Source organism: Pseudonocardia petroleophila, assembly GCF_014235185.1.
GTDB classification, from domain to species: domain Bacteria; phylum Actinomycetota; class Actinomycetes; order Mycobacteriales; family Pseudonocardiaceae; genus Pseudonocardia; species Pseudonocardia petroleophila.
The window spans coordinates 1155219-1174282 of sequence record NZ_CP060131.1 but is presented as its reverse complement, the minus strand read 5'-3'; the positions used below and the strand labels follow the sequence as shown (position 1 = coordinate 1174282).

General features: G+C 75.0%; 18 protein-coding genes. 9 read left to right on the top strand and 9 right to left on the bottom strand.

What is annotated here, in order from left to right; all coding sequences use genetic code 11:
* Positions 1 to 17: 17 nt before the first annotated feature.
* The 3 genes from H6H00_RS05820 to H6H00_RS05810 form a co-directional block, all read right to left on the bottom strand.
* Positions 18 to 509, bottom strand: coding sequence for a DUF6194 family protein (locus tag H6H00_RS05820; protein WP_185720314.1), 492 nt, complete (start codon positions 507 to 509; stop codon positions 18 to 20).
* Positions 510 to 575: 66 nt separating this feature from the next.
* Positions 576 to 2426: a GAF domain-containing SpoIIE family protein phosphatase gene (locus H6H00_RS05815; protein ID WP_185720313.1), complete on the bottom strand. Its 1851-nt coding sequence runs from the start codon at positions 2424 to 2426 to the stop codon at positions 576 to 578.
* Between the two features lie 93 nt (positions 2427 to 2519).
* Positions 2520 to 3485, bottom strand: coding sequence for a helix-turn-helix transcriptional regulator (locus tag H6H00_RS05810; protein WP_185722193.1), 966 nt, complete (start codon positions 3483 to 3485; stop codon positions 2520 to 2522).
* Positions 3486 to 3528: 43 nt separating this feature from the next.
* Between H6H00_RS05810 and H6H00_RS05805 the strand changes: the two genes are divergently transcribed.
* Positions 3529 to 4665, top strand: a complete 1137-nt coding sequence (locus H6H00_RS05805; protein ID WP_185720312.1) for an epoxide hydrolase family protein — start codon at positions 3529 to 3531, stop codon at positions 4663 to 4665.
* Here the strand turns inward: H6H00_RS05805 and H6H00_RS05800 are convergent.
* Complete coding sequence (locus tag H6H00_RS05800; RefSeq protein WP_185720311.1) at positions 4655 to 5617, bottom strand: threo-3-hydroxy-L-aspartate ammonia-lyase; 963 nt, start codon at positions 5615 to 5617, stop codon at positions 4655 to 4657. The genes H6H00_RS05805 and H6H00_RS05800 overlap by 11 nt on opposite strands.
* Before the next feature lie 291 nt (positions 5618 to 5908).
* On the opposite strand from H6H00_RS05800, the gene H6H00_RS05795 reads away from it, so the two are divergent.
* From H6H00_RS05795 to H6H00_RS05780, 4 genes are all read left to right on the top strand, one after another.
* A complete protein-coding gene (locus H6H00_RS05795; RefSeq protein ID WP_185720310.1) occupies positions 5909 to 6670 on the top strand; it encodes a L,D-transpeptidase in 762 nt (253 codons plus the stop codon).
* Positions 6671 to 6684: 14 nt separating this feature from the next.
* Positions 6685 to 7593 carry a choice-of-anchor P family protein gene (locus tag H6H00_RS05790; protein WP_185720309.1) on the top strand — a complete coding sequence of 303 codons (909 nt, stop codon included), beginning with the start codon at positions 6685 to 6687 and terminating at the stop codon, positions 7591 to 7593.
* Positions 7594 to 7716: 123 nt separating this feature from the next.
* The gene (locus tag H6H00_RS05785; protein ID WP_185720308.1) at positions 7717 to 8601 is read left to right on the top strand and encodes a DMT family transporter; all 885 of its coding nucleotides are present in this window, start codon (positions 7717 to 7719) and stop codon (positions 8599 to 8601) included.
* A gap of 93 nt (positions 8602 to 8694) precedes the next feature.
* On the top strand, positions 8695 to 9264 hold the full coding sequence (locus H6H00_RS05780; protein WP_185720307.1) for a hypothetical protein: 570 nt from the start codon (positions 8695 to 8697) through the stop codon (positions 9262 to 9264).
* Between the two features lie 26 nt (positions 9265 to 9290).
* On the opposite strand, the gene H6H00_RS05775 is transcribed toward H6H00_RS05780, so the two are convergent.
* The 3 genes from H6H00_RS05775 to malQ form a co-directional block, all read right to left on the bottom strand.
* Complete coding sequence (locus H6H00_RS05775; RefSeq protein WP_185720306.1) at positions 9291 to 9656, bottom strand: RNA-binding S4 domain-containing protein; 366 nt, start codon at positions 9654 to 9656, stop codon at positions 9291 to 9293.
* Positions 9657 to 9795: 139 nt separating this feature from the next.
* A complete protein-coding gene (locus H6H00_RS05770; protein ID WP_255425593.1) occupies positions 9796 to 10545 on the bottom strand; it encodes a 2-keto-4-pentenoate hydratase in 750 nt (249 codons plus the stop codon).
* Positions 10538 to 12445, bottom strand: coding sequence for a 4-alpha-glucanotransferase (gene malQ, locus H6H00_RS05765; RefSeq protein ID WP_221775805.1), 1908 nt, complete (start codon positions 12443 to 12445; stop codon positions 10538 to 10540). Before malQ ends, H6H00_RS05770 begins: the two co-directional genes overlap by 8 nt.
* A gap of 118 nt (positions 12446 to 12563) precedes the next feature.
* Here malQ and H6H00_RS05760 point away from each other — a divergent pair, with 118 nt between their 5' ends.
* Positions 12564 to 15158, top strand: a complete 2595-nt coding sequence (locus H6H00_RS05760; RefSeq protein ID WP_185720305.1) for a carboxypeptidase-like regulatory domain-containing protein — start codon at positions 12564 to 12566, stop codon at positions 15156 to 15158.
* Positions 15159 to 15167: 9 nt separating this feature from the next.
* A complete protein-coding gene (locus tag H6H00_RS05755) occupies positions 15168 to 16010 on the top strand; it encodes an alpha/beta hydrolase (RefSeq protein ID WP_185720304.1) in 843 nt (280 codons plus the stop codon).
* A 27-nt stretch (positions 16011 to 16037) separates the two neighbouring features.
* On the opposite strand, the gene H6H00_RS05750 is transcribed toward H6H00_RS05755, so the two are convergent.
* Positions 16038 to 16739: an acetoacetate decarboxylase family protein gene (locus H6H00_RS05750; RefSeq protein ID WP_185720303.1), complete on the bottom strand. Its 702-nt coding sequence runs from the start codon at positions 16737 to 16739 to the stop codon at positions 16038 to 16040.
* A gap of 238 nt (positions 16740 to 16977) precedes the next feature.
* Here H6H00_RS05750 and H6H00_RS05745 point away from each other — a divergent pair, with 238 nt between their 5' ends.
* Together H6H00_RS05745 and H6H00_RS05740 are read left to right on the top strand one after the other, a co-directional pair.
* Positions 16978 to 17493 (top strand): cysteine dioxygenase, encoded by a 516-nt coding sequence (locus H6H00_RS05745; protein WP_255425592.1) that lies wholly within the window; start codon positions 16978 to 16980, stop codon positions 17491 to 17493.
* Positions 17490 to 17861, top strand: a complete 372-nt coding sequence (locus H6H00_RS05740) for a rhodanese-like domain-containing protein (RefSeq protein WP_185720301.1) — start codon at positions 17490 to 17492, stop codon at positions 17859 to 17861. The genes H6H00_RS05745 and H6H00_RS05740 overlap by 4 nt, the downstream gene beginning before the upstream one ends.
* Before the next feature lie 7 nt (positions 17862 to 17868).
* Here the strand turns inward: H6H00_RS05740 and H6H00_RS05735 are convergent, their stop codons facing one another.
* Positions 17869 to 19059 carry an acyl-CoA dehydrogenase family protein gene (locus H6H00_RS05735; RefSeq protein WP_185720300.1) on the bottom strand — a complete coding sequence of 397 codons (1191 nt, stop codon included), beginning with the start codon at positions 19057 to 19059 and terminating at the stop codon, positions 17869 to 17871.
* Between the last annotated feature and the right edge of the window lie 5 nt (positions 19060 to 19064).

The window sequence follows — 19064 nt, the reverse complement described above, 5'->3', positions numbered from 1 at the left end:
GGGATCGATCGTCGGGGTCAGCCGGACGTCGTCGGGCGGGTGCCCCCCTCGACCTCGGGCACGCGTCCGGTCGCACCCCGGGACGCCTCCCGGCGGGCCGCGGCGGCGGCGTGCCGGCGGACGGCGCGGGCGTGGCCGCGGGCGAGCAGGTCGCGGACCTCGGGCCAGGTCGTGTCCGGGTTGAGCACGCACGCCCAGTACCGGTCGCCGTAGGTCGGGTGCGGCAGCAGGACGTCCAGCGCGGTCGGGTCGTGCTCGCCGCCGGCGGGGAAGCGGCGGGCGAACTCGTCCTTCGTCAGCCCGACGTTGAGCCGGAACACCCCGGGGCGGTCGAGGTCGGACCCGTCGTCGTAGGCGTTCGAGGTGACGATCGTGGCCCACGGGATCCTGCGCGCGTCGGGCAGGTCGCGGTCGGGGTCGTGCACGAAGAACAGGTCTCCGGCCGCTTCCAGGACGTCCGTCCCGGGCAGGGTGTCGACGATGTGGCGGCGGATCTCGGTGACGTCCATGGCCGGCAACGGTAGGGCCGAGGCCCGGGAACCTGCGGCCGTTGATGTGATGCAGATCACACGGAGTCAGATGGCCGGGATGCGCACGGCGAGCGCGACGACGTCGTCGGGGGAGTCGGTGGCCAGGGTGTCGATGGAGAGGTCGACGAGCTCCTGGCAGGTCAGGTGGCGGTGCGCGTCGAGCAGGGCGGTGAGCCGGTCGATCCCGGCGTCGATGTCGTCGCCGCGGCTCTCGATGAGCCCGTCGGAGTAGAGGAACAGGGTGGTCCCCGGGGCGAGGACGACGTCGTGGTCGCGGCGGGGGAGGTGCGCGAGCGGGCCGACGCCGAACAGGTGGTCGTGCTCGTCGAGGAGCCGGGCGGGGGCGTCCGGGGCGAGGACGACGGGGGGCGGGTGGCCGGCGTTGGTCCAGGTGACCGACCACGTCCGGCCCGCCCCGGCGCGCAGGTAGGCGAGCATCGCCGAGCCCATCGCGGTGACGCCCAGCCCCGCACCGGCGGTCTCCAGCGCGGCGAGCGCGTGCGACGGGGCCGCGGTGGCGTGGTCGAAGCAGGCCTGGCGCAGCATCGGCCGGACCTGCCCCATCGCGATCGCGGCCGCGAGGTTGTGGCCGGCGATGTCGCCGACGGACACCGCGACCAGCGACGGGTCGGCCGTCGGCAGCACCGCGTCGTACCAGTCGCCCCCGACGTGCTCGCGGGAGTCGGCCGGCCGGTAGCGCGCGGCCATGAGGAGCCCCGCGACGGTGGGCAGCGGGGCGAGCATCGCCTGCTGCATCTGCTGGGCGACGCCGATCCGGTGCTGCAGCAGCTCGGCCCGGTGCAGCGCCTGGGCGGCGAACCCGGCGACCGTGCTGAGCGTCAGCAGCTCGACGGGGTCGAAGGACCGCGGCTCGTCCCAGCCCAGCAGCAGCGAGCCGAGCACGCCGTCGTCGCCGACGAGCGGGGCGGCCACGACGGAGTGCAGCCCGAGGTCGCGCAGCGCCTGCCGCGCCGGTGCCGGGTACTCCGCGTCGAAGGCGGGCCGGTCGCCGTGGTGCACCATCCGCGCCTGGTGCACCGCCGCCGCCGAGGGCGCCTCCGCCGACACCGGGTACAGCGACCACGACCCGTCGGCGTCGCGGCCGGTGGCGCTCAGCGGCCCGGCGTCGTCGTAGCGGCGCAGCCGCCCGTCCGGCTGCAGCAGCGAGATGCCGACGTAGGCGGGCGCCTGCCGACCGGTGGCCAGCTCGACGATCCGGTCCCGGACGTCGGCGACGGTCGCGGTGCGGGTGAACGCCTGCGAGACCTCCAGCAGCGACTGGCTCTGCTCGAACGACTCGCGCAGGGTGCTCTCGAGCGCGTCGCGGCGGGTGCGCTCCTGCTCGGCGTCGAAGCGCGCCAGGCGCAGCCGCAGCTCGACCGAGCAGCCCCAGGCCAGGTCGCGCAGCACGTCGATCTGGGTGGGGGTCCAGGCGCGCGGGTGGGTGTCGATCGCGCACAGCGAGCCCAGCACGTGCCCGTCGGCGTCGGTCAGCGGCATGCCCGCGTACGCCATCACGCCGATGTCGGGGACGGCGAGGTTGTCGCGGACCAGCGGGTGCTCGGGCGCGTTCTCCACGATCAGCGGCTGGGCGGTGGTCACGACGTGCTGGCAGAACGAGTGGGTGAGCGGGGTCGCGCGGCGCGACGCCCACGGTTCGGGGAGCCCGACGAGCCCGGGGAACACCTGCTGCTCGGGCTGCACCAGCGTCACGAGCGCGACCGGCACGTCCAGCCAGCGCTGCACGCGCCGGGCGACGAGCTCCATCGCGGGGTCCGACTCCGAGTCGAGCCCCGACTGCGCCAGCGCCAGCAGGCGACCCGGGTCGCACAGCACCTCGGGGGCGCTCGGCGGCCGCTGGTCGGGCAGGGCGACGTCGATGCCGATCCGTCCCACCCCGCCTCCACCGTCGTCCTCCGGAGTCTGGCACACCATCCGGCGGTGTTCCCCGGCCCACGGAGCAGGTCACCGATGTGGGGACGGCGCGCGTCAGGGCCCGTCCGGCAGGGCGCGGGCGTAGCGCTCCGCGAGCACGCGCAGGTGCTCGACCAGCGCGGGCGGCTCGGTGACGCGGAAGTCGAGCCCGAGCATGCCGACGTAGACCGCGATCATCTCCAGGCTGTCGGCCCCGGTCATCAGCACGCACGTCGAGGCGTCGAGGGCCTCCACCACCCCGACGGTCGGGTTGATCCGGGCCAGCACCGCGTCGGCGGGCGCGTGGACGGTGATCCGGGCGTGCACGCTCCAGCCGGTGGAGGCGACGTCGCGCAGGACGAAGGCGGTGTAGTCGCCGCCGGGCAGCGGGGTGGGGGTGAAGCGGCGGTGGGTCGCCATCCGCAGGGTGAGCCGGTCGACGCGGAACGTCCGCCACGCGCCGGAGGCCGGGTCGCGCGCGACGAGGTACCAGCGGCGCACCCAGCTGACCAGCCGGTACGGCTCGACGACGAGCGGCACGTCGGAGCCGGGGTGGTCGAAGCGCAGCCACTCGGTGTCGCGGATCGCGCTCGCCACCGCGGTGAGGACGGCCGGGTCCACCGTCGGGTCCTCGACGTCGGTGTCGGTGTTGTCCGGGGCGCGCGTGGTGGCCTCGTGGACCGCGCCCACCTGGCGGCGCAGGTGGTGCGGCAGCACGTGCTCGAGCTTGGTCAGCGCCCGGGCGCTGCTCTCCTCGATGCCGGCGATCCCGGTGGCCGCCCGCAGGCCGACCGCGACGGCGACGGCCTCCTCGTCGTCGAGGAGCAGCGGCGGGAGCTTGGCCCCCGGCCCGAGCCGGTAGGACCCGTGCGAGCCGAGTTCGGCGTCGACGGGGTAGCCGAGCTCGCGCAGGCGGTTGACGTCGTTGCGGATCGTCCGGGTGGTGACGCTGAGCCGCTCGGCGAGCTCGGGCCCGGTCCAGCGGGGCCGCACCTGCAGCAGGGCGAGCAGGCTGAGGATCCGGGAGGTGGTCTCGTGCACGAAGCGGAACGTACCGTTCCGCATTCCTTCCTACGGTGCTCCCATGACCGAGAACCCCCGCCCCTTCCGCGTCGAGATCCCCCAGGCCGACCTGGACGACCTCGCCGACCGCCTCGCCCGCACCCGGCTGCCGCGCCCCGCCCCCGGCGACGACTGGGACTACGGCGTGCCCAACCACCACCTGCAGGAGACCGTCGAGCACTGGCGCACCGCGTTCGACTGGCGGGCCCAGGAGGCGCGGATGAACGCCTTCCCCCAGTACCTCACCGAGATCGACGGGCAGACCGTGCACTTCCTGCACGTGCCGTCGGCCGAGGCGGACGCCACGCCGCTGCTGCTGGTGCACACCTACCCGGGCTCGTTCGCCGACTTCCTCGACGTGATCGGGCCGCTGACCGACCCGGTGGCCCACGGCGGGAGGGCGGAGGACGCGTTCTCCGTCGTCGTCCCGTCGATCCCGGGCTTCGGGTTCAGCACGCCGGTGGTCGACCGCGGCTGGACCTCCGCCCGCACCGCCCGCACCTTCGACGCGCTGATGCGGAGCCTGGGCTACGCGAGCTACGGCGTCCACGGCAGCGACATGGGCGCGATCATCGCTCGGGAGCTGGGCCTGCTCGACCCGCCCGGCTTCCTCGGGCTGCACGTCCTGCAGCTGTTCTCGTTCCCCTCGGGCGACCCGGCGGAGTTCGAGGCCCTGGAACCCGCCGACTACGCCGGGCTGGAGCACATGCAGTGGTTCCAGTCGGTCGGCGGCTACAACGCGATGAACGCGTCGCGGCCGCAGACCGTCGCCGCCGGGCTGTCGGACTCCCCGGTCGGCCAGCTCGCCTACAGCGAGCTGTTCGAGTCCTTCGGCAACGGCACCAGCCTCGTCACCCGCGACCAGGTCCTCACCCAGGTCTCGCTGTACTGGTTCACGAACACCTCGGCGACGGCGGCGCGCTCCTACCTGGAGGACGCGCGCAGCGGGGCCGAGCCGCGGGTCAGCTCCGCCCGGACCGGGGTGGCGGTGTTCGCCGACGACTTCCAGACGATCCGCGCGTTCGCCGAGCGCGACAACAGCGGCATCGTGCACTGGAGCCGGTTCCCCGACGGCGGGCACTTCGCCGCGATGGAGCGCCCGGACGCGGTGGTGGGGGATCTGCGGACCTTCTTCGCGGCGGCCCCGGTCACGAGGTGAGCAGCGCGGCGTAGCGGTCGAGGTCGACGTTGCCGCCGCTGACGATCACCCCGATCCGCTGTCCCCGCAGCGTCGGCGCGAGCCGGCGGGCCGCCGCGAACGCGAGGCAGCCCGTCGGCTCGACGACGATCTTGAGGGTGCTCGCGAACACCCGCATCGCGTCGACGAGCTCGGCGTCGGAGACGGTGAGGACGTCGGTGACGTCGCGGCGGATGATCGGGAACGTCAGCTCGCCGAGGTGCTGGGTCTGCGCGCCGTCGGCGATCGTGTCGGGCGTCGGGATGTGCACGATCGCGCCGCTGCGGAACGAGCGCCGCCCGTCGTCGCCCGCCTCCGGCTCGACGCCGTAGAGCCGGCAGCCGGGGGACAGGGCCCGCGCCGCGAGCGCCGACCCGGCCAGCAGCCCGCCGCCGCCGAGGCAGACGAACAGCGCGTCCAGCTCGCCGACGTCGGTGAACAGCTCCAGCGCGGCGGTGCCCTGCCCGGCGATGACGTCGGGGTGGTCGTAGGGCGGGACCAGCGTCAGCCCGCGCTCGGCGGCGATGCCGGCGCCGATGGCCTCGCGGTCCTCGGTGACGCGGTCGTACCGCACGACCTCGGCGCCGTAACCGAGCGTGGCGGCCACCTTGCTCGCCGGGGCGTCGTGCGGCATCACGATCGTCGCGGGGACGCCGAGGATCCGTGCGGAGAGCGCGATCGCCTGCGCGTGGTTGCCCGAGGAGTACGCGACGACCCCCCGGCGGCGGGCGCCGTCATCCAATCGTGACAGAGCGTTGAACGCGCCCCGGAACTTGAACGCCCCCATCCGCTGGAAGTTCTCGCACTTGAAGAACACCGAGGTCAGGAGGGCCTCGTCGACCCGCCGCGAGGTGAGGACGGGGGTCCGGTGGGCGTGGCCCCGCAGCCGTTCGGCGGCTGCGCGGACGTCGTCGACGGTGGGGAGCGGGGTCATCGGCCGATTCTCATGGAATCGGCCGTCACTCGTTCGATACCCCCTCGTTGGGGTGATCGTGCCGATCCCTCAGAGCGCCCGAGCGACGACAGAGCGTGTCGGGGTCCCTCGTTCGCGTACCGAAGTGCCCGATATAGCCTTTTCGTCGCACTCGATGAGCGGATGCCGTCACTCTTCTGCGGCACCTTCCCCGTTCGCACTGCCCCGGTTGGGTGGGTCATGACTCGGCATTCGCTCCCCGTCCGCACGGACCGTCCGCGGTCGTCGTCACGGCCGGCGTTCCTCCCCTGGGTGGTCGGGGGTGTCGCGCTGGTGCTCGTGGTGATCCTCGGGTTCACGTTCCTGGGCAGCGGGCCCGCCTCCACCGCGGGCTCCGACGCGCCCCCGGTCGTCGACATCGCGGCGCTGCCGCTGGCCGACACCTACGGCGTCGTCGAGGGCGCGCCGGTCGACCCGGCCGCCGGGGTGGCGACCGACGGGATCGTCGTGCACCCGGAGCGCCAGACGCCGGTGCACGACGCCCCCGAGGGTGCCCCGATCGCACGCGTCGAGCCGACGCAGTTCGGCGACGTCTGGTTCCCGGTGATCGCCGAGCAGGGCGACTGGGTGCAGATCCTGCTGCCGTCGAAGCCCTTCGGCTCCACCGGCTGGGTCCGCAGCGCCGACATGGAGCGCGCGACCACGCCGTACCGCGTCGAGGTGCACCTGGGCTCGCTGACGATGCAGCTGCTGCGCGAGGAGTCCGTCGTCGGGGAGTGGGAGATCGGCATCGGCGCGCCCGACACCCCGACGCCCGTCGGCCGCACCTTCATCCTCGGCGCGTTCACCGACCCGGCGCAGGACTTCTCGCCGGTGATCCTCCCGCTCGGGGCGCACAGCCCGACGCTCGACACCTTCGGCGGCGGTCCGGGCACCGTCGCGATCCACACGTGGCCGACCGCAGACGGATTCGGCTCGGCCGCCAGCAACGGCTGCATCCGCGTCCCGCAGGACGCGCTCGATGAACTCGTCGAGGTGCCGCTCGGCACGCTCGTCATGATCGATCAGGATTGAAGGGGATCACGTACGTGAGGAACAAGAAGATCGTCGGTGCCGGCGCCACCGTGGCCGTGTCGGCCGCTCTGCTGCTGGGGGCCTCTCCGGCGTTCGCCGACGAGGAGTCGTTCAACGACTCCGCGTACGCGATCTCGGCCTCCGGGCTGCTGGACATCGCCCCGCTCCCCGCAGGCGTCGAGTCCTTCGACGGCGAATACGTCAGCAAGGAGGTGCTCGGGCTGGGTGAGCGCACCCCCGACGACGCCGCCGGCATCTTCGTGGGCGTGCTGAACGCCTCGGCCGAGGCCGGGCGTTCCGACACCAGCGTCGCCCGCGTCGAGCTGCTGAACATCCTGCGCGCGGACGTCATCCGCACCCACTGCGAGGACGCCGACCCCGACGAGTCCGGGCTGCAGATCGTCAACGGCACCCTGCTCGGCCAGCCGCTCCCCGAGACCGCCGTCCCGGGCACCGAGATCAACCTCTCGCCGCTGGCCACCGTCACCCTCAACGACCAGACGCGCAACGCCGACGGCTCGCTGACCGTGACCGGCATCGAGCTGAAGGTCCTCCCGGGCCGCGGCGACGGCGTCAACGAGACCCTCGACTCCGAGGACCGGGCGCAGCTGCCGGTGCTGGGCGACCTGCTCGGTGTCGAGCTGCCGACGACCCTGGCCACCGAGCAGGACGTCCTCACCCAGCTGACCGACGCGCTCGGCGGCGACCTGGACGGCGCGCTGCAGACCGTCACCGTCGGCTCCGCCACCTGCACCGACCGCGGCGACGACGGCGACGACGGCGACGGCAAGGACGACGACTACTCCGACGGCGACGACAACGGCTCGGGCGACAACGGCGACGACGCCGACTCGACCGACGACGCGCCCGGCGTGGCCCCGTCCCCGACCGTGGTGCAGGCCAGCCTCCCGGTCACCGGCTGATCGATCTCCCCCGCTCCGGTATCGATCGGAGCTCTCCGGCGTTGCCCCCCAGTCGTGGACCGACTGGGGGCAACGCCCGTTTCCGGCACTTCCGATCCCGCGCGGCCCGATCGCACCTGGTTGGTGGCGCTCGCCGCGGCGCTGTGGGGGACCGACGCCCTGCTGCGCCAGCCGCTGGCCGGCGCGCTCCCGGCCGCGACGATCGTGTTCTGGGAGCACCTGATCATCGTCGTGGTGCTGGTGCCGTTCCTGCCCGCCGCGTACCGGGCCTTCCGCGCGGCGTCCGGGCGGGAGCGCGCGGCGCTCGTCGTGATCGGGGCGGGGGCGTCGGCCGTCGCGACCGCGCTGTTCACCGAGGCCTTCCGCTACGGCGACCCGGTGACGCCCGTCGTCCTGCAGAAGCTCCAGCCGCTGATCGCGGTCGCCGTGGCCGCGGCGCTGATCGGGGAACGGGTGCGCGGCCGGTACTGGCTGTTCGCGGTGCCCGCACTGGCCGGGGCGTGGCTGATGGCGTTCCGCGACCCGCTGTCCGCGGCGCCCCAGGCGGTCACCGCGGCCCTGCTCGCCGTCGGCGCCGCGGCGCTGTGGGCCGTGGGCACGGTGCTGGGGCGCCTGGTCAGCGTGCGGATCTCCAGCCGGGACGTCACGGTGCTGCGGTTCGCGATCGGGCTCCCGGCGAGCGCGGTCGTGCTCGCCCTGACCGGCGGCCCCGTCGCCGTCACGCCCGCCCAGCTCGGCCCGCTGGCGCTGCTCGCCCTGATCCCCGGCCTGCTCGGGCTGGCGCTGTACTACGTCGGCCTGCGCTCCACCCCCGCCGCCCGCGCCACGCTCGCGGAGATGGCCTTCCCGGTGACGGCGGCGCTCATCGGCGTCACGCTGCTCGGGACCGAGCTGGTGTGGACGCAGTGGGTCGGGCTGGCGGTCATCGTCGCCTCGGTGACGGCGCTGGGCCTGCGGGAGCGCGGGGAGCGGCCGGTGGTGGCGGTCGTCGTGCCCCAGGGCACGTAACGGACGCACCGGGCGAGGCGATCTTGTAGCGCCCCCAGCGCCGTCCGTATCGGAGAACTCGTGAACCGGTTGTCCCGCCGTGCCCTCGTCGTCGTGTCCTGCGCCGCGGTCGGGGTGGTGGTGGCAGGGACGCTGACCGTCGCGTACGCAGCTGGCTCGAACAGCGGCGGCGAGGCGCTCCACGGCTGCGTCAGCACCAGGACCGGGATGCTCCGCGTCGTCGACCCGCAACGCGGCGGGCGGTGCGCCACACGGGGCCCGTTCCAGGAGTACGCGATCGCCCTGAGCCAGGCTGCGAGCCTGACCGGGCCGACGGGTCCGCGAGGGCCGCGCGGGCCGGCAGGGGACGGGATCGAGAGCCTCGACGCGCTGCAGGGATTGCCCTGCAACGTCGGCAGCGAGGACGAGGGGGAGGTGGTGATCCGGATCCTGCCGCCGGAGCAGGGGTCGGTCGTGCAGATGGTGTGCGAGACGGACGCGACGGTCACGTACACCCCGCCTCCGCCGATCACCGCGGACCCGCCCATCGTTGTTGTACCGCCTACCACCACACGTCCTCCGGTGACGACGACGCAACCGCCGGTCGACGAGGGCACCCCGGATCCGACCACGACGCTACCGTCGACGATCACCATCGAGCCGACCGTGACGACATCCTCGTAGGACCCGCCGAGGCGCGACCGGATCGCTCAGAGCCCGCCGCTGCGGAACTCGTCGATCTCGCGCCGCTCGCGCTTGGTCGGGCGGCCGGCGCCGCGGTCGCGGCGGGCCACCGGGATCGCCATCTCCGGCGGGGGTGCGGGGGTGTGGTCGACGTAGCAGGTGGCGGCGTCGGCGGCCCCGACGCGGCGCGGCAGGATCCGCACCACCTCGACGACCCGCGTGACGTCGTTGACGCGCGCCCGGACCTCGTCGCCGGGGCTCACCGGGGTGGCCGGCTTCGCGGGCCGGTCGTTGACGCGGACGTGGCCGGCCCGGCAGGCCGTCGCGGCGTCCGGGCGGGTCTTGGTCAGGCGCACCGCCCACAGCCAGCGGTCCAGTCGGCTCGACTCCACGGCCCGATGATGCCCTACCGCTGCATGATCGCCACGAACTGAGCGCGGTGGTCGTCCGGACGACCGTGAGGCTCGGCTCGGAACGATCACCCGGCCGGTACGGGCCAGTGATTGCCGCGAGACGCAGGCGCACGAGGGGTCAGCGCAGGGAGAGTGGCACCGAGCCCAGGTCGCCGAAGTCGGCGCGGACCGCGTCGCCCGGCCCGATCGTCGGGGGCGTGGTCGTGGTGCCGGTGGTGACCACGTCGCCGGCCCGCAGGTGGTGCCCGTACCGCGGGAGCTCCGCGGCGAGCCAGGCCAGCGCCGTCCGCGGGTCCCCGAGCACCGCCGCACCGGCGCCGCGGGCGGCCTCCGCTCCGTTGATCCACAGGGCTGTCCCCGCTGTGGACAGGTCCACCTCGCGCCAGTCCGGGACCTCCGGTCCGAGCACGAACCGGCTCGCGCACGCGGCGTCGGCGAGCAGCTGGGCGGGGCCGACGGCGGCGAAGTCGGTGTAGCGCGAGTCGGGCAGCTCCACCGCGAGGTGCAGCGCCTCGACGGCGGCGAGCACGTCGTCGCCGGGGCGGACGTCGGCGCCCATGCGGAACGCGAACTCGGCCTCCGCCACGCGCATGTGCAGGTCGTGCGACGGCAGGACGTCGCCGGGCCCGTACCGGAACCGGGTGAACAGCGGTCCGGGCAGCGGACCGGAGACGCGGACGTGCGCCTGCCCGGCCGCCGACGTCGCCGCGATCTTCCACCCGTAGGACTCCCCGACGAGCGTGCGCAGCGCGTCCTGCACCGCCATGCCCGCGGCCTCGTCGGCGGGCGGCTCGGGCAGCGCGGCCATCCGCTCCCCGCTGCGCCACGCCGCCCAGAGGACCTCCGCGGACCGCAGCGCCTCAGCCACGGCCGGCTCGCACGGCGTCGACGACGGCGGTGACGCGCGGGTCGCGGTACAGCTCCTCCAGCGTCACCGGCAGCGGCAGCCGCCAGTTCGGGTACTCGTCGACGGTGCCGGGGAGGTTCGGCTGGCGCACCTCGCCGATCACGTCGTAGGGCGAGACCAGGACCAGCCGGGCCGGTGTCGAGGCGAGCAGGGCGTGCATGGCGACGACGAGCTCCTCCTCGGTCGCGTCGGCGGCGGCGAACCCGTTGTCGTGCAGCAGCGCCACCAGCTCCGCGCGGTCGGCCGCCGCCTTCTCCCGCTCGGCCGCGGGGTCGTCGAGCAGGCCCAGCTCGGCGCGCGCCCGGACGTGCTCGCCGCGGAGGAAGCCGGTGGCGGTCGGCAGGTCGTGGGTGGAGACCGTGGCGACGGCGTCGTCGGGCCAGCGGTCGGGGGCCAGCAGCGGCTCGCCCGGGTCGTCGAGGTCGCGGGTGAACCACAGCACCGACGAGCCCAGCATGTGCCGCTCGGCGAGCCCCGCGGTGACCTCCGGCTCGACCGTCCCCAGGTCCTCGCCGATCACCAGCGCACCCGCCCGGTGGGCCTCCAGCGTGAGGACGGCGAGCATGACCTCGGCGTCGTAGTGGACGTAGGTGCCGCGGTCGGCCGAGCAGCCCGGCGGCACCCACCACAGCCGCCACAGCCCGGCGACGTGGTCGATCCGCAGCCCGTCGGCCTGGCGGAGCAGGGCGCGCAGGAGATCGCGGTAGGCGGCGTAGCCGGTGGCGTCGAGGCGGTCGGGGCGCCACGGCGGCAGGCCCCAGTCCTGGCCCTGCTGGCTGAACGCGTCCGGCGGCGCGCCGACGCGGACGCCCAGCGCCAGCACGTCCTGCAGGGCCCAGCCGTCGGCGCCCTCCGGGTCGCAGCCGACGGCGAGGTCGTGGACGACGCGGACGCCCGCCCCGCGCGCGGTCTCGCGGACGGCCCGGAGCTGCTCCTGGACCTGCACCTGCACCCACGCGTGGAACGCGGTGCGCGGACCGTCCTCGACGACCGGGCGGCGCAGGTGCTCGGGCCAGCGGCTCCACCGGGCGCCGTGGCGCTCGGCGAGCGCGCAGAAGGTCGCGAACTCGGCCAGGTCGGGGTCGACGTCGGGGGAGGGGCGGCCCTCCGCGCGCCAGAGCAGCTCCAGGGCGGACCGCTTCGCCGCCCAGACGCGGTCGTGCTCGATCCGCTCGCCCGGCGCGGGGGCCAGCGCGTCGACCTCGGCGCGGGTCGCCTCGTCGGCGCGGGCGTAGGCGTCCAGGTCGGTGATCCGCAGCGCGAGCGGGGTGCCGAAGCGGCGGCTCGACGGCGTGTACGGCGACGGCTGCACCGGCGGCACCGGGGTGAACGCGTGCAGCGGGTTGAGCAGCACCGCGTGCGCGCCGTGCTCGCGGCCGGTCCACGCGGTGAGGTCCCGGAGGTCGCCGAGGTCGCCGATGCCCCACGAGGCCTCGGAGTGCAGGGCGTAGAGCTGCAGCATCCAGCCCCAGGCGCGCTCGGCGTCGGGGAGCGCGGGCGGCGCGACGACCACCGTGACCGTGCGATCGTCGATCTCGAGGGTGTACCAGCCAGGTGCGAGACCGGCCGGGATCTCGGTGATGTCGCGGCGGCCGCCGTCCTCGTCGACGAGCACGCCGGGCCCGGGCAGCTCCCGCGAGCGGTCGGTGCGGACGGCGATCGTGCCGGGCAGCCGGTCGGCGTCGGCCCGGGCCGCGTCCAGCGCGGCGCGGCGGGCGCCGGGGGTCGAGGCGTCGACGTCGAGGAGGGCGAGGACCCGGACGACCACGTCCTCGTCGACGCTCACGGGCCGGCGGTCACCGTCGCGGTACCCGGTGGCGACGCCGTGCGCGGCGGCCAGCTCGATCAGTTCGACGTCCACTCTGCTCCCGTTCGCCCGACACCCGCGTCACATCACGGTGCGTGATCGCAAGAATGCTAGGTTCTGCAGGTCGGACCGGCCCGGTCTGGTTCTCGGATCGACCCACGGGGGACCGGAGATGATCACGCTTCCGGTGGTGCTGATCGCGGTGGCGGTTCTGCTGCTGCTCGCTCTGCTGCTCGGCCTGTTCCTGCAGCGCAGACGCACCGTGCGGGCCGTGCCACCCGGTCCGCGGACGGTGGCCGACCTGGTCGCCCAGCGCGCCGACCGCGAGCCTGCGCCCGTCGCGGCCCCGGCCGTCGACGAGGTGGAGGTCACCGAGGAGGCGACCGTCGCCGACGACCCCGCTGCGGAGTCGGACTCCCCGGCGGCGGAGGCGGTAGACGACGAGCCCGCGGTCGTCGCCGACGAGGCCGTGGACGAGCCCGAGGCCGACGACGAGACCGGGGGCGGGGCGACGGCCGCGCGGTCGGTGCCGCCGCTCGGTGACGACGTGCCGTGGCGCCGGGCCGCGCAGATCGCGGGTTCCGCCGAGCCGTCGCCGGAGCCGGAGACCGACGAGCAGCGGCGGGTGCCCGCACTGGCCCTGCTCCGCCGCCCGCCCCGGCGCCCCGAGCCGATCGACGCGCCCCACCCGTTCACCGCCCCCCGCCTCACCGCGGTCCCGCCCCGTCCCGCCATCGGGCTCGCCGCCGTCGGTGGGCCGGATACCGCCCCCCGTGCGTCCGCCGGGCCCGACGTCCGCGACGAGGTCACGGCCGCCGCGGATGCCGTCGGACCGACGGACGTCCCGGATCCGGCGGACGCCACCGAGCCGGTCGACGTCGTCGGTGCGGCCGCGCCGGTGGTCCTCGCCGGCACGGCCGGCGTGGCGGTGGCCGCCGCTGCGACGGGATCGACCGGCCCGGCCGACCGTGCTGCCGCCGAGCCCGCCGAGCCCGCCGAGCCCGCCGAGCCCGTCGACGGGCCGGACCCGGCGGAGCCCTCGACGGACGTCGCCGACGCGGCCGGTGCCGTGGCGGACGCCGACCCCGCCGACGACGGCACCGAAGCGGCGGAGACGGCCGCTCCGGCGGACGCGACCGCCCCGGCGGTCGTCGCCGACACCACCGATGCGACCGCTTCGACGGGCGCGACCGACTCGGTGGACGCGACCGACTCGGTGGACGAGACCGACTCGGCGGACCCGACCGACGACTCGGTGGACGCGACCGACGCGGTGGACGCGACCGACCCGGCGGACGTTGCCGACCCGGCGGACGTTGCCGACTCGGCGACGGCCCCGATCGGCACGGTCGAGGCGATCGGCACCGATCCGATCGACGCCGCCGGCTCGCCCCACCCCGTGGCCGCGGGCGCGACGGCAGGCGGGCCCGACGCCGACACGTCGGCGCAGGCCGCCGCGGGCACCGACGCCGTTGCCGCTGACGAGACCGTCGTCGCCGACGCCTCGGACGTCGACGGAGCCGCGTCGACGGACGACGCCGACGGGCGTGCGACCGCCGTCGGCACCGACGCTGACGCCGGTGCGGACGACGCGATCGACCCGGCGCCGGATGCCACGACGTCCGGCGCGACCGCCCCCGACGACGTCACCGAGCGGCTGACGGTGGTGGAGCGGCCCGCGCCGGTCGACCGCGCCGACGTGGCCGCCGCGGCGGGGATCGCCGGGACCGCCGCACTCGCCGGCGCGCTGCTGTCCCACCGGAGCGCCGAGGACCGGAGCGCCGAGGACCGGACCGCCGAGGACCGGAGCGCCGGGGAGGGGGACGTCGACGACCGCACCGCCCCGATCCCGGTCCAGCCCGCCCCGTCCGTCGAGGACCTCTCGTCCGACGACGACTTCCCGGAGGCCGACCCCGACCTCCTCTTCGACTTCCCCCCGGCGCCCGCCGCGCCGGCGTCCATCGCGCCGCCCGCGCCGGCGTCCGCCGCCCCGGCCACGCCGGCATCCGCCGCCCCGATCGCCCCGGCGCCCGTCGGCCCGACCGACTCGGTGCCGGCCGCCCCGACCCCGCCGGTACCGGACCCCGAGCCCGTCGCCCGCCGCGCCCCGCGCGACCCGCAGCACCTCGCCGCCGAGCAGGCCGCCGCCGACCTCGCGCTGCTCCGCACGTTCGGCGACCCCTCGGCACGTCCCGAGCGGGCGCCGGTCGTGGCGCTGGAGGGGACGCACCGTCCCGAGCGCCCGCCCGCGGTCGGGGCGGCGCAGCCCGTCCGCTTCCGCGCGGTGCGCCACGACGGCACCGAGGTCGCCGACGCCGCGGTGACCCTGCTCGACGACCTCGGCCGCGAGGTCTCGGCCGGGCGCTCGGCCTCGGGGGAGCTCACCGCCCCGCACCCCGGCGCGTACGTGCTCATCGCGACCGCCCCCGACCACCAGCCCGGAGCCGTGGCGCTCACCGTGGGCGACGAGCCGGTCGACGTCGAGGTGCAGCTCGTCCGCTCCGCCGCCCTCGTCGGCACCGTCACCGGCGAGGACGGCCCGATCGCGGGTGCGCGGGTGACGCTGGTGCAGGACGGGGAGGTCGTCGAGGTCGCGGAGACCGACGCCGACGGCGCCTACCTCGTCGCCGACCTCGCCGCGGGCGAGTACGCCGTGTCCGTCGCCGCCGCCGGGTGCGAGGCCGACGTCGTGCTCGTCAGCGTCGCGGAGGAGGCGGAGCGGGTGCACGACGTGGAGCTCGAGCCAGCGGGGGTGCCCGCCGGATAGGTTGGGCCGGTGACGGAGACACGGGACCGGGTCGAGGGCACGCTGCCGGGCGTCGGCGGCGTCGAGCTGTTCTGGCGGGGCCGCCTGCCCGAGGGGGAACCGACCGGGGTCCTGCTCGTCTGCCACGGCCTCGGCGAGCACTCGGGCCGCTACACCAGCGTCGAGGACGCCCTCGTGCCCGACGGCTGGGCGGTCTACGGACTCGACCACCGCGGCCACGGCCGGTCGACGGGCCGCCGCGCCCACCTCGACCGCTACTCCGACTGGCTCACCGACTTCGACGCGTTCCGCCTCCACGTCGCCGCGCGCCACCCCGGCCTGCCGCTGTTCCTGCTCGGGCACAGCATGGGCGGCCAGATCGCGCTGGCCTACGCGCTCGACCACGGGGCCGGGCTCGCCGGGCTCGTGCTGTCGGCGCCCGCGCTGGCGAGCGACGCCGTGCCGAAGGCGGCCGTCCCGGTCCTGAAGCTGCTGGCCAGGGTGACGCCCACGCTGCGCCCGGCCGGGATCGACCCGACGAGGATCAGCAAGGACACCGCGGTCGTCGCCGACTACCTGGGCGACCCGCTCGTCCACCACGGCCACCCGACGCTCGGCCTGTCCGCGGCCCTGTTCGCGCAGTTCGACGTGCTGCCCCGCCGGGCCCGCGACCTGCGGCTGCCGGTGCTCGTCCAGCACGGCACCGCCGACGTCCTCACCGATCCGGCCGGCACCCGCGCGCTGGAGACGCAGATCGGGTCCCCGGACCGCACGGTGCGCTGGTACGAGGGGCTGTGGCACGAGATCTACCACGAGCCCGAGCGCGACCGGCCCCTCGCCGACCTGCGCGAGTGGCTCGCCGCCCACCGCTGAACCCCGAGGGGGGAGCAGGCCGCGGATTCAGCGGGGGAGCGCCGTCGCCGGGTCCATGTCGAACGCCACCCGGTCGGCGACGACGGTGGCGAGCGGCCGGCGGGACAGGCCGAGCGCGCGCAGCTCGTCGGCCATCGGGTGCCCCGACCCCGGCACCACCGACGCCGACCGCCCGACGCGCAGGCCCCCGATCCGGGCCCGCACCGGGGACGCGAGCACGCCGCCGTCGTGCGGGGCGAGCGCGGTGACCGCCCCGGGCAGCGTGAACGGCAGCCGCAGCCCCGCGTGCATCGCGGTGGTGAGGACCTGGCGGCCCTCGTCGTCGGCGAGGTGGCAGGTGGCGTCGGGACCGTCGATCGCGAGCTCCGCCCGGGCGAGCCACTTCGGCAGCCCCCACAGCGCGCGGCCGGCCTCCATCGTGAACGCCTGGGTCACCGGCAGCTGGTGGACGTAGGGGCCGATCCGTCCGCGGTGGCGGACGAGGAACGCGACGCCGGCCTCGTCGTAGTCGCCCAGGTCGTTGACGCGGTAGTCGACCAGCACCAGGAACAGCGGGGTCCGCCCGGCCACCGAGACGGGCTCCAACCCGGTGCCGGCGAGCAGCGCGCGCACCCCGGCCGCCCGGACCAGGTACGTCGCGCAGGCCGCGGAGGCCTCACCGATCCGGACGGGGAACCCGATCCGCCTGCCCTGGACCTCCCAGCTGCCGTCGTCGAGGAGCGTCGCCACGCGACCATCCTGCCGTATCCGGGTTGTCGGACATTCGGCCGGACGCGCGCCGCGGACGTCCCGGTTCGTGGGAGGGTGTGGCGGCAACGGGTGTGCGCATGCTCGGATGTGGTCATGCCCCCCGCCCCGGACCTCGGCGAGATCTGGGGCAGCCGTCGGGCCGACCACTTCGACCAGTGCTGTCGCACGAGCTGACGTTCACACCCGTCCGCTCGAAGCACGACCACTGGAGTACTCCGTGCTGCTGCACGCCCCTCGCCGCATCGTCGCCCCCATCTCGCTCGGCCTCACCGATCTCGTCGGACTGACCCAGCGCGTCGCCGCGGAGGTCCGCGCCGGCGACCACGAGGTCGTCATCGACCCCTCCCGCCGCTGGTACCAGCGCATCCAGGGCGACGACTTCGTCGACGTCTGGCTGATCAGCTGGGCCACCGAGCAGTACGCCGAGCTGCACGACCACGCCGGGTCGTTCGGCGCGCTGACGGTGGTCTCCGGCGCACTCACCGAGACCCGCTGGACGGCGGGCGGCCTGCGGAGCAGGAAGCTGCGCGCCGGGCGCAGCGTCGGGTTCGGCCTGGGCCACGTGCACGACGTCGCCAACCCGTCGCCGACGCCCGCGGTGAGCGTCCACGCCTACTCCCCGCCGCTCACCGCGATGTCCTACTACGCCCCCGACTCCGACGGGGTGCTCCCGCGGCTGCGCCGCACCCGCAGCGTCCTCGTCGAGGCCGGCAGCTCGGAGGGGATCGGATGACCACGATCGACGCACTGCTCACCGCCGCCCGCGCGCGGCTCGACCGTCCCGACCCGCGGCGCGCCGCCGAGCTCGTGGCCGACGGCGCGATCCTCGTCGACACCCGCCCGGCCTGGCAGCGCGAGCAGGAGGGCGAGCTCGACGGCGCGCTGCTCATCGAGCGCAACCACATCGAGTGGCGCCTGGACCCCAGCTCCGACGCCCGCATCCCGGAGGCCGTCGACCACGACGTCACCTGGATCGTGGTCTGCTCCGAGGGCTACAGCTCCAGCCTGGCGGCGGCGTCGCTGCAGGACCTCGGCCTGCACAACGCCACCGACCTCGACGGCGGCTACCAGGCGTGGAAGAAGGAGTTCGGCCCCGCCTGAGGGCGGGTCAGGCGAACGCCCCGAGCCCGGTGATGTCGCGGCCCACGATGAGGGTCTGCATCGTCTCGGTGCCCTCGAACGTGTGGATGGCCTCGATGTCGGCCCAGTGCCGCACCACGTGGTGCTCCAGCAGGATCCCGTTGCCGCCCAACAGGTCCCGGGACTCGGAGAGGATCTTCCGGGCCGTGCGGGTGTTGTGCATCTTGGCCAGCCCGGCGACGGTCGGCGAGAGGCGACCGGCGTCGGCGAGGCGCCCGAGCTGCATGCAGTAGAGCTGCATCGACGTCAGGTCGGCGAGCATGTGCACGAGCCGCTGCTGCACGATCTGGAACGACGCCAGCGGCTTGCCGAACTGCTCGCGCGCCATCGCGTAGCGCATCGCGGCGTCGTAGCCCGCGGTCGCGTGCCCCAGCGCCATCCACGCGCAGATGCCGCGGGTGTTGGCGAGCACCCGGCCGCAGTCCTTGAACGACCGGGCGTTCTCCAGCCGGTTCTCGTCCGGGACGCGGACGCCCTTCAGCTCGATGTTCGCCTGCCACACCGACCGCAGCGACACCTTGCCGGTGATCACCGACGCCTCGTAGCCCTCGGCCGGGGTCTCCACGACGAAGCCGAGCACCTCGCCGGAGTCGGTGTCGCGGGCCCACACGACCACGAGGTCGGCGATGGTGCCGTTGCCGATCCAGCGCTTGGACCCGTCGAGGATCCAGTGGTCGCCGTCCCGGCGGGCCGTGGTCTCCAGCGCGATCGAGTCCGAGCCGTGGTTCGGCTCGGTGAGCGCGAACGCGCCGATCTTGTCGAGCGTCGACATCGACGGCAGCCAGCGCTGCTTCTGCTCCTCCGACCCGCACATCGCGATCGACTGCATCGCCAGGCCCGCGTGCACGCCGAGGAACGTGCCGAGCGAACCGTCGCCGCGGTGCAGCTCCATGTGCACGAGCCCGACGGCCATCGGGCTCATCCCCGCGGCGCCGTAGCCGTCGATGTCCTCGCCGACGACCTTCAGCTCCGGCAGCCGCCGGAACAGGTGCCACGGCAGCTCGGCCTTCTCCCAGTAGTCGCCGATGTCGGGCAGCACCTCGTCGTCGACGAACTTGCGCACCGCGATGAACTTGTCCCACTGCTCGCCGGTGAACTGGTCGCGGACGGAGAAGAAGTCGGTACCCAGTGCCTCACCGAGGTGCGCGTATTCGGCCATCCCGT

Bases quoted from the DNA above. Each gene is read 5' to 3' on its own strand.
- H6H00_RS05740 (WP_185720301.1), top strand. From the start codon at position 17,490: ATGACCACGATCGACGCACTGCTCACCGCCGCCCGCGCGCGGCTCGAC.
- H6H00_RS05820 (WP_185720314.1), bottom strand. From the start codon at position 509: ATGGACGTCACCGAGATCCGCCGCCACATCGTCGACACCCTGCCCGGG.
- H6H00_RS05800 (WP_185720311.1), bottom strand. From the start codon at position 5,617: ATGACCCCGCTCCCCACCGTCGACGACGTCCGCGCAGCCGCCGAACGG.
- H6H00_RS05735 (WP_185720300.1), bottom strand. From the start codon at position 19,059: ATGGCCGAATACGCGCACCTCGGTGAGGCACTGGGTACCGACTTCTTC.
- H6H00_RS05805 (WP_185720312.1), top strand. From the start codon at position 3,529: ATGACCGAGAACCCCCGCCCCTTCCGCGTCGAGATCCCCCAGGCCGAC.
- H6H00_RS05760 (WP_185720305.1), top strand. From the start codon at position 12,564: ATGATCACGCTTCCGGTGGTGCTGATCGCGGTGGCGGTTCTGCTGCTG.